Origin of the sequence: Gluconacetobacter sp., assembly GCF_047721585.1 — a bacterium.
Taxonomy (GTDB): Bacteria; Pseudomonadota; Alphaproteobacteria; order Acetobacterales; family Acetobacteraceae; genus Gluconacetobacter; species Gluconacetobacter dulcium.
The window spans coordinates 39,932-54,315 of the sequence record NZ_JBDNXE010000001.1; the positions used below are offsets into that span (position 1 = coordinate 39,932).

Sequence of the window (14,384 nt, forward strand, 5' to 3'; positions counted from 1 at the left end):
TCACTCCCAACCGCCGCCGAGCGCCAGGAACAGATCAATCTGCCGATCGACCAGATCGATCCGCGCGGACGACAGGCGCGTCTGCGCCTCGGCATCCACCAGCGCCATGGGGGAGCAACGCTGGATCGCTGTGGAGGGGAAGGAGATTTCGGGCGGGATGCTCATTCGACCCGCCGGGTTTGCCGCGCGGATTTCAGAAACCCAGCACAGCGTCGATGCCGACGGTGAATTGGCCGGTATTGCGCAGGTCGTTGAATGGATGCGTGCCGTTCAGCGACCGGTCGAAGCGGATTTCGGGCCGGAGCTCGAACAGCTTGACGGCGTGGCCGAGTGTGGGGTGCCAGGTGGCGCCCAGCGTCAGGGCTCCGTAGGTGGTGGCGGGTGCCGACTGGGTGCGGGTGGGCTGGCCGAGCGTGGAGCGCATATAGGCATCGTCGGCGATGAAGGATGTGACGAGCAGCCCGGTATCGTCGCGATAAATCTCGCCGCGCGCATTGAGCGTGAGCGAGGAACTGACCTGATAGCTGAGATAGAAGACGGCGCTGTAGGTGTTGGCGTGCAGTCCTTCGTCGTGCAGCAGGTTGAGTTCGGCGGTCGCGGAGAAGCGGTCGGTGAATTTGAGGGTTCCGCTGAGGTCGTTCCAGAATCGTTGCGCGGAATTGGCGCGATTGCCCAGGGCACGCACTGAATCTTCCGGCCCGACGCGCCCCAGATAGGTGACGGAGAGCCGGCCGCCGGCCAGACCGGTTGCCGCGAGGCCGAAATAACCCGCCGGAGCGTTGTTGTTGTCACCCTTGCCGAACGAGACCTGATTGCCGGTGTCGATGCCGAACAGCGCATCGAGATGGCTGGTGAGATGCCACTGGACCATGGCGCCGACATGTTCAAACGGCGTGGAATATTCGGTCGTGTAGGACAGCGTATAGAACGGGCGCAGGGCGGGATCGAGCGATTCCACCCCCATGGGGGACGAGAGGATGCCGACCTGCATGTCGAGCCCGTGGCGCATCAGCGGCAGGTGCACGTCGAGATGCGCCTGCGGGATGATGAACTGATAGCGGCTGGTGATGGCGCGGTCGGTCACGCCCGCGATGTTGAAGTAGCGGCCGTCGGCACCGTAGAGCCCGCGCACGAGGAAACCCACCTGCATCTGCTGGACGGTGGGATCGACGGCGCGCGAGACGGTGAGCGTGAGCTGGTCGAGCTGCGCCTGGTTGGCCCGGTCGCCGAAGAACTGGCCGAAATTGACGCCGTTGGCGGGGCGCGCGGGGTTGGCGTTGATGCCGCCCTCGACCTGGCCGGCGACGGTGACGCCGTGCAGCCAGTCGGCGGCGTCGTCGGCCAGGGCAGCATCGGCCAGGGCAGTATCGACCAGGGCGGCCCCGGGCAGGCCGATGGCCGCCATGACGGCCATGCGGCCGAACCAGCGTGCGGCGGCAGAGCGGGAGGGCGGTCGGGATGACGCGCCGGCCTGGTCTCTGGTTTCGTTTTTCATGTGTGTTCCGCAAGATATGTCGGGACTAGCCGTAACGGGATGCGTGGCGGCGGTTACGAAGGCCAGCTAGGCGCAGGTGATGGCGGCCGACAAGGGCGCGCCGGCGCGCCGGCGCCGCTTAGTGCGGAATTCCTATGACTTTCCTATGGAAATGGCGGGTGGCTCCTCTGTCATCCCTATGGGGTTCGGCGGGATACTACCGGTGCGTGAAAGGGAGCATTCACATGCTGGACTGTCTTTACCTCGGCATCGGGCTCGGCGGATTTGTCGTCTGCATGGGCTACGTGGCCTTCTGTGCGCGGATCTGAGCACCATGACATTCGAACTTGTCCTTGCGGGCGGGGTGACGATCGGCCTTCTGGCCTATGTCGCCGCCGTGCTGCTGCATCCTGAAAGGTTCTGACGCCATGTCGCTTTCCGGATGGATCACCATTGCGGCCTTCTTCCTATGCGTCGTGGCGATGACGCGGCCGCTGGGTGGGTACCTTCAGCGCGTGCTGGAGGGACAGACCCATTTTCTGGGACGGATCTTCGGCCCGCTGGAACGCGGGCTCTATCGGATTGCCGGGATACGGTGGGAGGAGGAGCAGTCCTGGATGCAGTATGCCACGGGGGTGGTGCTGTTTTCGGCCGTGTCGTTCGTCGTTGTGTATGCGTTGCTGCGCTTTCAGGTGCTGCTGCCGCTTAATCCGGCGGGGCTGGGGCCGGTGGCGCCCGACCTGGCCTACAACACGTCGATCAGCTTCGTGACCAATACCAACTGGCAGAGCTATGGCGGCGAGACGACGATGAGTCATCTCAGCCAGATGCTGGCGCTGGCGGTGCAGAATTTCGTGTCCGCCGCCGTCGGGATCGCGGTGGCGGCGGCCGTCATTCGCGGCTTCGCACGGCGGGGTGCGGGCACGATCGGCAATGTCTGGACCGATCTGGTGCGGGTGACCCTGTATGTGCTGCTGCCGATTTCGGTTGTCGTGGCCCTGCTTTTCGTCTGGCAGGGGGTGCCGCAGACCCTGCATGGATCGGTGGAGGTGACGACGCTGGAAGGCGCGCGCCAGACGATCGCGCTGGGGCCGGTGGCGACACAGGAAGCCATCAAGATGCTCGGCACCAATGGCGGCGGGTTCTTCAACACCAACTCGGCCCATCCGTTTGAAAACCCCACCGCATTGAGCAATTTCGTGCAGATGCTGTGCATTTTCGCGCTTGGCGCCGCGCTGACCAACCTGTTCGGCCGTATGGTCGGGCGCGAGCGCGAGGGGTGGGCCATCTTCTCGGCCATGGCGCTGCTGTTCCTGATCGGCGTGGGCGTGACCTATTGGGCGGAGGCGCATGCCAACCCGGCCATCGCGGCGCTGGGCGTGGACCCGGCGCTGGGCAACATGGAAGGCAAGGAAACGCGCTTCGGTATCGCCGCCTCGGCGCTGTTCGCGACGGTGACCACCGATGCCTCGTGCGGCGCGGTGAATGCGATGCATGAGAGCTTCCTGCCGCTGGGCGGCATGGTGCCGCTGGTCAACATGATGCTGGGCGAAGTCATCATCGGCGGCGTCGGCTCCGGCCTGTACGGGTTCCTGCTGTTTGCTATCATCGCCGTGTTCATGGCCGGGCTGATGGTGGGGCGCACGCCGGAATATCTGGGCAAGAAGATCGAGGCGCGCGAAGTCAAGATGACGATGCTGGCGGTGCTGTGCCTGCCGCTGGTCATGCTGGGCTTTACCGCGATCGCGGTCGTGACGGAACCCGGACTGTCGGCGCTGTCGGCCAGCGGGCCGCATGGCTTTACCGAGGCGCTGTATGCCTACAGTTCGGCGGCGGCCAATAACGGCAGCGCCTTCGGCGGGCTGACCGCCAACCCGTTCTGGAACCTGACGCTGGGGATCGGGATGGTGGTGGGGCGCTTCTTCATCATCATCCCCGTGCTGGCCATTGCCGGGGCGATGGCGGCGAAGAAGGTGGCACCGGCCACGTCCGGCACGTTCCCGACCGACAACGGCCTGTTCATCGCCCTGGTCAGCGGCGTGATCGTGATCGTCGGCGGCCTGACCTTCCTGCCCGCGCTCGCGCTCGGCCCCATCGTCGAGCATCTGACGATGCTGCGCGGCACCCTGTTCTGAGAGGCGCATCCTCCATGACACGTCATTCTTCCCGTTCTGCGACGACGGGCGGCCTGCTGCGGGCGGATCTGCTTCTGCCCGCGATCGCCGAAAGTTTTCGCAAGCTCGATCCGCGCATCATGTGGCGCAACCCGGTGATGTTCGTGGTCGAAATCGTAACGGTCCTGACCACGGTGCTGCTGGTGCATGACCTGGCGACCGGCCGGGCGCACGCGGGCTTCGCCATCCAGATCAATCTCTGGCTGTGGTTTACATTGCTGTTCGCGAATTTTGCCGAGGCGGTGGCCGAGGGGCGAGGCAAGGCGCAGGCCGACAGTCTGCGGCGGACCCGCACCGAGACGCTGGGCAAGCGGCTGCTGCCCGACGACGCGGGGGGCTATGCCCGCACCGGGCTCTACCAACCGATCCCCGCACCCGAACTGGCGGTGGGCGATGTGGTGCTGGTCGAGGCCGGGGACCATATTCCCAGCGACGGCGAGGTGATCGACGGCATCGCGTCGGTCGATGAATCGGCCATCACCGGGGAATCGGCACCGGTGATCCGCGAGAGCGGCGGCGACCGGTCGGCGGTGACCGGTGGCACGCGCGTGCTGTCGGACTGGATCATCGTCCGCATCACCGCTGCCCAGGGTTCGACCTTTCTCGATCGCATGATCGCGCTGGTCGAGGGCGCGCAGCGGCAGAAGACGCCCAACGAGATCGCACTGACGATCCTGCTGGCGGGCATGACGCTGATCTTCATCTTCGCCGTCGCGACCATTCCCAGCTTCGTGCAGTATGCGGGCGGGCATATCGGCGTGTTGATCCTGGTCGCGCTGTTCGTGACGCTGATCCCGACCACGATTGGCGCGCTGCTGTCGGCGATCGGCATTGCGGGCATGGACCGGCTGATTCGTTTCAACGTGCTGGCCATGTCGGGCCGGGCGGTGGAAGCGGCGGGGGATGTCGATACGCTGCTGCTGGACAAGACCGGGACCATCACGATCGGCGACCGGCAGGCCGCGCGCTTTGTCCCGGTGTCGGGGGTGACCGAGCAGCAGTTGGCCGATGCGGCGCAACTGGCCTCGCTGGCCGATGAGACGCCGGAAGGGCGCTCGATCGTCGTGCTGGCCAAGGAGCAGTTCGCGATACGCGGGCGGGAGATGCATGCGCTGGGTGCCGTTTTCGTGCCCTTTACCGCCCAGACGCGCATGAGCGGGGTCGATATCGGCCCGCGCCGTATCCGCAAGGGGGCGGTGGACAGCGTGCTGGCCGCGGTGGGCGACGAGGCCGCGGGCGCGGCCGAAGTGCGGACGATTGCCGACGATATCGCCCGCCAGGGCGGCACGCCGCTGGCGGTGGCCGATGACGGGCGCCTGCTGGGCGTGGTGCATCTGAAGGACGTGGTGAAGGGTGGCATCCGCGAGCGCTTCGCCGAACTGCGCCGCATGGGCATCCGCACCGTCATGATCACCGGCGACAATCCGCTGACGGCGGCGGCGATCGCGGCGGAAAGCGGGGTGGACGATTTTCTGGCCCAGGCGACCCCCGAGGCGAAGCTGGACCTGATCCGCCGGGAACAGGCCCAGGGCAAGCTGGTCGCCATGTGCGGCGACGGGACCAACGACGCACCCGCCCTGGCGCAGGCCGATGTGGGCGTGGCGATGAATACCGGCACGGTCGCGGCGCGCGAGGCGGGCAACATGGTCGATCTGGACAGCGATCCGACCAAGCTGATCGAGATCGTGGGGATCGGCAAGCAGTTGCTGATGACGCGCGGCGCGCTGACGACGTTTTCGATCGCCAATGACGTCGCCAAGTATTTCGCGATCATTCCCGCGATGTTCGTCGGCTTCTATCCGCAGTTGGGGACGCTGAACGTCATGCATCTGGCCACGCCGGAGAGTGCCGTGCTGTCGGCCGTGATCTTCAATGCGCTGATCATCATTGTGCTGATCCCGCTGGCGTTGAAGGGCGTGCGTTATCGCCCGGTGGGGGCGGCGGTGCTGCTGCGGCGCAACCTGCTGATCTATGGGGTGGGCGGGCTGCTGGTTCCGTTCGCCGGTATCAAACTGATCGACATGCTCGTGACGAGCATCGGCCTGGCCTGAGGAGGTCCATCATGACGATCGTGCGCACCATACGGCCCGCGCTGGTGGTTTTTCTGTTCCTGTCGGTTGTGACGGGCATATTGTATCCGCTGGCGATGACGGGAGTGGCCGGATATGTGCTGCCGCGTCAGGCGGGCGGCAGTCTGGTGATGAAAGGGGACAGGCTGGTGGGGTCCACGCTGATCGGCCAGAATTTTGCCGATGCGCGCTATTTCCACGGCCGTCCCTCGGTGACCGTGGGGCCGGACCCGGCCGATCCCTCCAAGACGGTGGCGCAGCCCTATAATGCGGCGGCTTCGATGGCGTCCAATGCCGGGCCGACATCGCGGGCGCTGGTGGAGCGGGTTGCGGCGGCGGTTTCGCGGCTGAAAGCCGACAATCCGGAAGCGGTGCTGGCGGGATTGCCGGTGCCGATGGATCTGGTGACGAGTTCGGGCAGCGGGCTCGATCCCGATATCTCGCCGCAGGGCGCGCTGTTTCAGGTCGCGCGGGTGGCGCGGGCGCGGCACCTGCGCGAGGAGACGGTGCGCGCGCTGGTGGACCGCATGGTCGAACGCCCGTTGATGGGCTGGCTGGGCGAGCCGCGCGTGAACGTGCTGGAACTGAACCTGGCCCTCGATACGTTGCATTGAGTTGAACGATGGACACGCGCCCCGATCGCCCCGACCCCGATGCTTTGCTGCGCCGTACGGAAAAGGAGGACGCGGCGCGTGCCAGGGGGCGGCTGAAGATATTTCTCGGCGCGGCGCCGGGTGTTGGCAAGACGTTCGAGATGCTGACGACGGGCCGCCAGTTGCTGCGCGACGGGGTGGACCTCGTTGCAGGGGTGGTGGAGACGCACGGGCGGGCGGAGACGGCCGCGCTGCTGGACGGCCTGGAGGTGGTACCGGCTCGGGCGATCGCCTATCGTGGGCGGACGGTGTGGGAGATGGACCTGGATGCGATCCTGGCCCGGCATCCGCGCGTGGTGCTGGTGGACGAACTGGCGCATACCAACGCCCCCGGTTCGCGCCACCCCAAACGCTGGATGGATGTCGAGGAACTGCTGGCCGCCGGGATCGACGTGCTGACGACGGTCAACATCCAGCATCTGGAAAGCCTGAACGACGTGGTGGCCGCCATTACCCGCGTGCGGGTGCGCGAGACGGTGCCGGACAGCGTGATCGACGGCGCCGACGAGGTGGAACTGGTCGATCTGACGCCCAACGACCTGTTGCAGCGCATGCGCGACGGCAAGATCTATGCCGAGCAGACGGCCCGGCGGGCGATGCTGCATTACTTCTCGCCCGGCAACCTGACCGCCCTGCGCGAACTGGCGCTGCGCCAGACCGCGCAGCAGGTGGATGCGCAACTGGTCGATCACATGAAGGCCAATGCCATTTCCGGCCCCTGGGCGGCGGGGGAGCGGATATTGGTCTGCCTGACGTTGCAGGACCATGATGCCAGCCTGCTGCGCTATGCCCGGCGGCTGGCCGACCGGCTGCATGCGCCCTGGATCGTGCTGCATGTCGAGACCAGCCGCGACCTGACGCCGGGCGCGCGGACGCGCATGGCCACGCAGATGCATCTGGCGCAGTCGCTGGGCGCGGAGACCGTGACCATCCCTGGGCAGGACGTGGCGCTGGATGCGCTGGCCTATGCCCGCGCGCAGAACGTGACGCAGATCGTGGCGGCGCACCCTGCCGGCAGGGGCTGGGGCGGGCGGCTGCGCCAGTGGTTCGGCCAGGCGACGACCGAGCGGCTGATCCAGTGGGCGGACGGGTTTCCGGTGCATGTGGTGCCACGATCGGAAGCCGGCGAGCCCGATCTGGCCGGGGCGCCGCCGGCGCGGGCGCGGCGTGTCGGCCCGTATCTGGCCAGCACGCTGATCGTGGCCTGCGCGCTGGCGGTGGCGCTGCTGTTGCGGCAGGGGTTTGCGGTCAGCAATGTGTCGCTGGCGTTTCTGACCGCGATCCTGGGCGCGGCGGTGGCCTATGGGCTGGGGCCGTCGCTGTGGGCGTCGGTCCTGGGGATGCTGTGTTTCAATTTCTTCTTTCTGCCGCCGCTCTACACTTTGACGATCGCGGCGCCGGACAATGTGGTGGCGCTGTTCTTCTTCTTCGCCACGGCGGTGATTGCCAGCAATCTGGGCGCGCGGGTGCGCAATCAGGCGGTGGTGGCGCGGCATCGGGCCGAGATTACCCAGTCGCTCTATCTGTTCAGCCGGACGCTGGCGGGGATCGGGACGCTGGACGATCTGCTGTGGGGCGCCAGCCATCAGATCGCCACCGTGCTGGACCGCAAGGTGGTGATGTTGCTGCCTGTGGACGGGCGGCTGTCGGTGCAGGCGTCGTACAATTCCGGACAGCGGATCGGCGAGGAGGATCTGGCGGCGGCGACCTGGGCGTGGAAGCATGACAAGGTGGCCGGCCGGGGTTCGGACAACCTGCCGGGCACGCGCTGGCTGTTCCTTCCGATGCGGACCGGGCGCGGGCCGGTCGCGGTCATCGGGCTGGATACGGACCGCGACGGGCCGATCCTGGACGCCGAGCAGCAGCGCCTGCTGGATGCGCTGGCCGACCAGACGGCATCGGCCGTCGAGCGGATCACGCTGGCGCGGGATCTGGACCAGGCGCGGCTGAATGCGGAAACCGACAAGCTGCGGGGCGCGCTGCTGACCTCGATCTCCCATGATCTGCGTACGCCGCTGTCGGCGATCCTGGGGGCGGCGTCGAGCCTGGACAGTTACGGCGACACGATGGGGCCGGAGGGCCGGCACGACCTTCTGGCGACCATTCGCGACGAGGCCGAACGGCTGAACCGGTTCGTCGCCAACCTGCTGGACATGACGCGGCTGGAGGCCGGAGCGCTGCGGCCTCGCCGGGAGCCGGTCGATGTGGCGGAAATCGTGGCGAGCGCGCTGGGGCGGGCGGCGCGCATCCTGGCCGATCACCGTGTTGAACTGGAGATGGAACCCGAACTGCCCATGCCGCTGCTGGATGACGTGCTGCTGGAGCAGGCCCTGTTCAATGTGCTGGACAATGCCGGAAAGCACACGGCGGCGGGCACGCGGATCGTGATCCGGGCGGCGTTGCGGCCGGGAGGGCTGGTGCTGGAGGTGCTGGATGAGGGGAGCGGGCTGGCCGTGGAGGACACCGAGCAGGTGTTCGGCAAGTTCCAGCGCTTTCTTTCCGCCGATCGCGCGCGGGCCGGGACCGGGCTGGGGCTGGCCATTGCGCGCGGGTTTGTCGAGGCCATGGGCGGCACGATCGTTGCGCGAAACCGGCGCGACCGGCAGGGTGCGGTCTTTGTCATGACCTTTCCGCTGGAGCCGAGGGGGGCGCTGTGAGCGATCCGTGCGTATTGATCGTCGATGACGAACCGGCCATCCGGCGCCTGCTGCGGACGACGCTGGGCAGCCAGTCCTGGCGGACGATCGAGGCAGCGACCGGTGCCGCCGCGCTGCGGATGGCGACGGAAGAGCATCCTGATATCGTGCTGCTGGATCTGGGATTGCCGGATCTGGACGGTGCCGAGGTGCTGCGGCGCCTGCGCGCGGACCGGCCGGGTCTGCCGGTCGTCATCCTGTCGGTGCGTGACGACGAGCGCGGCAAGGTGGCCGCGCTGGAAGCGGGTGCGGACGATTACGTGACCAAGCCGTTCAGCATGGCGGAACTGATCGCCCGGATGCGCAATGCCATGCGGCACGCGTTGCAGCAGCAGGGCACGGTGCCGGTCTTCGTCTCGGCCGATCTGCGCGTCAATCTGGTGCGGCGGCAGGTCTTTCGGGGGGAGGAGGAAATCCGGCTGTCGCCGCGCGAGTGGGATATCCTGCGGATGCTGGTGCAGTATGCCGGCCGTGTCCTGACGCATCAGACCATCATGGGCCAGCTATGGGGGGCCAGTGGCGACGTGCAGCAACTGCGCGTCTATATCCGCCAGATCAGGCAGAAGATCGAAAACGATCCGGAGCGGCCGCGGCATATCGTGACCGAAACCGGGGTCGGCTATCGGCTGGTGCAGTCACAGGGGTGTGGCTCGGCGCAACCGGGTGGATGGACGGTTTCGACCAAAAATTCCTAAACCCGATCAGGTGCTTACGCGATACCGACCACCAGATCCCTGCTATGCCATGAATATGATGGGCTAAACAGCACCGTTGCCTGTCATCGGGCGTTCTGGTGCGGTGGATGACCTGTTGCAGGATTTCATGAGGGGCGGTGCGTCGGTCGAGGAGACGCCGGCCCTCCCCTACAACCGTCCTTCCGCCGCGATCTCCTGCATATCCAGGTCCTGTTCCATCTCCCGCAGCACATGGTCATGGAGCTGTCCCTGACGATACAGGGCCAGGATTTCGGCGCGCGCCGCACGAATGGCCGCCAGCACCGCCTCGTAATGCGCGATTTCCTCCGGCCGGTGGGCGGGCATGTCGTGGGCATAGTCGCGGGTCACGCGCAGGCGGTAGCGGTATTGTTCCAGCAGGCGCGGGTGGCGCTCAGTGCCGTCGGGCTGGCGCGACGCCTGCTCGACGGCCCGAAGCTGGGCCTCGGCCATCCGCACCCAGGCGACGTTCTCGTTGGTCTGGATGTGCGCCGCGTCGTCGTCGGTCACGTTCAGGGCACGGACCAGCGGTTCCAGCGTAATGCCCTGCAACAGCACCGTGACCAGGATCGCGGCAAAGGCGCAGCACAGCGCCAGGTCACGGCCCGGCAGGCTCTCGGGCAGGGAAAGGGCGGCCGCCAGCGTCACCACCCCGCGCATGCCCGACCAGCCCATGATGATCGTCTCGGGCAGGGAGGGGGCGGCGAAATGGCGCGGCCACCAGCGGCGCAACACCGCCCGCACCGCATCGGCACCAAACAGCCACACGAAGCGCGAGACGATCATGGTTCCCAGAATGGCGGCGATCGGAATCACCAGATGGTGCAGCAGGTCCGTCGTCCCTTCCAGCCGGTGCAGCACCCCGCGCAGCGACAGGCCGATCAGGATGAACAGCACCGATTGCAGCAGAAAGACCATCACTTTCCAGAAGGCCAGACCGCGCACGCGCGTGCTGGCGCTGAAATCGGCATGCTGGTTCCATCCCAGGATCAACCCGGTGGTCACGGTGGCCAGCACGCCGGAGACATGCAGCCGGTCGGCCCCGATATAGGACGCCGCCGCCAGCAGCACGGTCGCGGTAATCACCAGGTCGCTGTCGCGCAGCCGGCGGATCAGCCACAGCCCGCCCCACCCCAGCACCGCCCCGATCGCCACCCCGCCGACCGAAACGAGGCAGAACGCCCCAACCGCCGCCATCGGGTCGAACAGCCCGGTCAGCGCCGCCGCCAGAGCGAAGCGGAACAGCACCAGCCCGGTGGCGTCGTTCAGCAGGCTCTCCCCCAGCAGCAGCGATGTCAGGCGCCCCGGCAGGCTCAGCCGCTCCATCGCGGCCTCGGCGGCCACGGCGTCGGGCGGCGAGACGATGGCCCCCAGGGTGAAGCACACCGCCCAGGGCAGCGACGGCACGGCCAGCCGGGCCACGACGCCCACGGCCAGCGTGGTGAATAGCGTCGTGCCCACCGCCAGCGCCAGGATGCCGCGCAGGTTGCGGCGAAATTCGTGCCAGGCCGTGAACCACGCACTGCTCATCAGCAGCGGCGGCAGGAACACGACCATGACCAGGTCGGGGTCCAGCGTCAGTTCCGGCGTCCCCGGCAGCAGGGCCAGCCCGGTGCCCCCCAGGATGAAGGCCGCCGCCGGCGGCAGCGCCAGCCGCCGCGCCAGCCGCTCCAGTGCCAGAATCACCAGCAGCAGGAACAGGAAATACTCGTAGCGGGCGACATCGGACATGGAAGGGATCCGCGAAGGGGGCATGGAGACGGGATGCAGCTATGCATAATTCATAGAACGGCGGATTCAAAAACACCGCCCCGCTTTTCGCCCCGGTCTCCGGGGAGCAGGCGATTGTCTCAGCTTTGCGACAGTCGCCAAGGGGGCGAGACACGTTCGTGTGAGAAAGCTTACAGGATCGTAGCGACCGGAAAACCTTCCTGCCGATAAGCAGGCTCGTCGGCAATAGCCATGGGGCCGCAGCCTCACGAGTTGTTCCGGATCACGGAAACTTCATTATAGAATAGGAACATACGCGAAATGAGTAGTGTGTTCTCGATCGTCACCTCGATCCTGCTGGCCCTAGTGGGGCTCTTTCTTTTCCTGGGTGGCGGCTATCTCGCCGTCCTCGGCGGGTCCTGGTTCTATGTCCTGGCCGGCGCCGTCATGATCGGCGCGGCGGTGACGGGGATCAGGTCGCCCAGACTGGCGCTGCGGCTCTATGCCGGGCTGCTGCTGGTTTCGACCCTGTGGGCGCTCTTCGAGTCCGGGTTCAACATCTGGAACCTGGAAGTGCGTCTGCTGACCCTGGTGGGCATCGGCGCGTGGATGCTGCTGCCATGGGTCTGGAGCCAGGGCGGCAGGTGGCTGGCGGAAAAGCGCGAAATGCTCGGCGCCGTCGGCGTCAGCGTCCTGGCGCTGGTCATCAGTTGCTTTACTTCCTATTCGATCGACGGCACCGTGCCGGCCGACCGCATGGCGGCGCAGGAAGCCGATTCCGCCGCCGACGGCATCCCCGCCGGCGACTGGCAGGCCTATGGCCGCACCATGGGCGGCGATCGCTATTCGCCTTTGGGCCAGATCACCAAAGCCAATATCGGCCAGTTGAAGCGCGCCTGGGTCACCCGTACGGGCGATGTCCGGCAGGATGGCGAAGGCACGGTCGCCGGCCCCGACCAGGGCCATGAATTCAACCTGGAAGTCACACCCATCAAGGTTGGCGACACGCTCTACATGTGCACACCCCATAGCTGGGTGATGGCGCTGGACGCGGCGACCGGCAAGGTCAAATGGAAGTTCGATCCGCATCCCGCGCAGGCGGATCAGGAAAAGAACGTCTATCTCTCCTGCCGTGGCGTGACCTATTACAAGATCCCGGACGAAATCCAGACGAGCTGCCGCACGCGCATCTATTCGCCGGTGGCCGACGTGCGGATCGTGGCGCTGGATGCCGAAACCGGCAAACCGTGTGACGATTTCGGCGATCACGGCTTCATCTCCCTGCGCCAGTATCTGGGTCATGTGCCCCACGGCTTCCACTTCGTGACTTCGCCGCCGCTGGTGGCGAAAAACCGGCTGATCACCGGCGGCTGGATCTTCGACAACCAGGCCAATTTCGAACCCTCGGGCGCCGTGCGCGGCTTCGACGCCACGACCGGCGAAATCGCCTGGGCTTGGGATGCCGGCCACACGCCCGAAACCTGGAAGCCCGGCCCGGATGACGTGCTGACGCGCGACACGCCGAACGCCTGGGGCGTCTACACGGCCGACCCGGACCTGGGCCTGGTCTACATCCCCACCGGCAACTCTCCGCCCGACAACTGGGGTGGTTCGCGCCGCCCGTTCGACGACGCCACCTCCTCGGCGACGATCGCGCTGGATATCGTGACGGGTGAACGCCGCTGGACCTACCAGACCGTGCATCACGATCTGTGGGACATGGACATCCCGTCCGGCCCGTCGATGGTCGACCTCCCCGGCCCGAACGGCGAGATGATCCCCGCCCTGGTGCAGAGCACCAAGCGCGGCGAGTTCTTCGTGCTGGACCGCCGCACCGGCCAGCCGGTCCCCGGCTACCCGGTCGAGGAACGCAAGGTGCCGACCGCCGGCATCGCGCCCGACGACCGCGTGTCGCCGACGCAGCCCTATCCGACCGCCATGCCGTCGGTGTCGCCGCCGGACCTCAAAGAGACCGACATGTGGGGTGCCACCCTGCTGGACCAGATGATCTGCCGCATCCAGTACCGCCAGTCGGCCTATGACGGCCAGTTCACCCCGCCGCATATCGGCAAGACCACGATCGTCTACCCGGCGTTCTACGGCATCGTCGACTGGCAGGGCATCACGATCGACCCGCAGCGCAAGATCATGCTGGCGAACGCGAGCTACCTGCCGTTCCGCATCAAGCTCGATCATCGCCAGACGCTGGAAGGCCCCGGCACGCTGCCGAAATGGGACGGCAAGGGCGAAGAACCCGCCGCCAAGGGCGACGCGCTGTCGGTCTCGCCGGATTACGGCACGCCCTACATCGCCTACACCAACCCGTGGCTGAATCCGTTGCAGATCCCCTGCAAGGGCCCGGTCTGGGGCACGATCACGGCGATCGACCTGGTGACGAAGAAGATCGTGTGGCAACACCCGGTCGGCACCACCCGCGATACCGGCCCGTTCCGGACGCACAACAACCTGCCGCTGCCCACCGGCATGTATAATATCGGCGGCAACATCGTGACAAAGGGCGGCGTCGTCTTCATGGGCGCCACCGCCGACGACTACCTGCGGGCCTTCGACCTGGCGACAGGCAAGGTGATCTGGAGCGACCGCCTGCCGGCAGGCGGCCAGGCCACCCCGATGTCGTACGAGGTCGGCGGCAAGCAGTATGTCCTGATCGCGGCCGGCGGCCATGGCGGCCTGGGCACGCGCAGCGGCGACTACATCATCGCCTATACACTCGACGGCGCGCAGGGAACCGGCGCGACCGCCCAATAAGCAATAATAATAACAACAGGTACCGGGCGCGCGTCAGGCGCGCCCGGCCGCGGCCCCCACCGGATCAAACCAAAGCGGTTGTCAGCACGGCCGGCCGGGCTGCGGGCCCCCGGCCGCGTTTTCATC

General features: G+C 66.8%; 10 protein-coding genes. 7 read left to right on the forward strand and 3 right to left on the reverse strand.

Features of this window, described 5'->3' with window-relative positions:
• Complete coding sequence (locus ABF821_RS00175; protein WP_415528608.1) at positions 1-165, reverse strand: hypothetical protein; 165 nt, start codon at positions 163-165, stop codon at positions 1-3.
• Between the two features lie 28 nt (positions 166-193).
• Positions 194-1,495: an outer membrane beta-barrel protein gene (locus ABF821_RS00180; RefSeq protein WP_415528609.1), complete on the reverse strand. Its 1,302-nt coding sequence runs from the start codon at positions 1,493-1,495 to the stop codon at positions 194-196.
• Between the two features lie 313 nt (positions 1,496-1,808).
• Between ABF821_RS00180 and ABF821_RS00185 the strand changes: the two genes are divergently transcribed.
• The 6 genes from ABF821_RS00185 to ABF821_RS00210 are packed head-to-tail and all read left to right on the forward strand — an operon-like array spanning position 1,809 to position 9,761.
• Entirely contained in the window at positions 1,809-1,898 is a 90-nt protein-coding gene (locus ABF821_RS00185; protein ID WP_415528610.1) for a potassium-transporting ATPase subunit F, read from the forward strand.
• A gap of 4 nt (positions 1,899-1,902) precedes the next feature.
• Positions 1,903-3,609 carry a potassium-transporting ATPase subunit KdpA gene (gene kdpA / locus ABF821_RS00190; protein WP_415528611.1) on the forward strand — a complete coding sequence of 569 codons (1,707 nt, stop codon included), beginning with the start codon at positions 1,903-1,905 and terminating at the stop codon, positions 3,607-3,609.
• A gap of 14 nt (positions 3,610-3,623) precedes the next feature.
• Positions 3,624-5,699: a potassium-transporting ATPase subunit KdpB gene (gene kdpB / locus ABF821_RS00195; RefSeq protein ID WP_415528612.1), complete on the forward strand. Its 2,076-nt coding sequence runs from the start codon at positions 3,624-3,626 to the stop codon at positions 5,697-5,699.
• Positions 5,700-5,710: 11 nt separating this feature from the next.
• A complete protein-coding gene (kdpC, locus tag ABF821_RS00200) occupies positions 5,711-6,331 on the forward strand; it encodes a potassium-transporting ATPase subunit KdpC (protein WP_415528613.1) in 621 nt (206 codons plus the stop codon).
• Positions 6,332-6,339: 8 nt separating this feature from the next.
• Positions 6,340-9,027 (forward strand): DUF4118 domain-containing protein, encoded by a 2,688-nt coding sequence (locus ABF821_RS00205; protein WP_415528614.1) that lies wholly within the window; start codon positions 6,340-6,342, stop codon positions 9,025-9,027.
• Positions 9,024-9,761: a response regulator gene (locus ABF821_RS00210; RefSeq protein ID WP_415528615.1), complete on the forward strand. Its 738-nt coding sequence runs from the start codon at positions 9,024-9,026 to the stop codon at positions 9,759-9,761. The genes ABF821_RS00205 and ABF821_RS00210 overlap by 4 nt, the downstream gene beginning before the upstream one ends.
• A gap of 168 nt (positions 9,762-9,929) precedes the next feature.
• Here ABF821_RS00210 and ABF821_RS00215 read toward each other — a convergent pair whose 3' ends face one another.
• Positions 9,930-11,510 carry a Na+/H+ antiporter gene (locus ABF821_RS00215; protein ID WP_183008716.1) on the reverse strand — a complete coding sequence of 527 codons (1,581 nt, stop codon included), beginning with the start codon at positions 11,508-11,510 and terminating at the stop codon, positions 9,930-9,932.
• A gap of 300 nt (positions 11,511-11,810) precedes the next feature.
• On the opposite strand from ABF821_RS00215, the gene ABF821_RS00220 reads away from it, so the two are divergent.
• The gene (locus ABF821_RS00220) at positions 11,811-14,258 is read left to right on the forward strand and encodes a membrane-bound PQQ-dependent dehydrogenase, glucose/quinate/shikimate family (RefSeq protein WP_415528616.1); all 2,448 of its coding nucleotides are present in this window, start codon (positions 11,811-11,813) and stop codon (positions 14,256-14,258) included.
• The last annotated feature ends 126 nt before the right edge of the window (positions 14,259-14,384 follow it).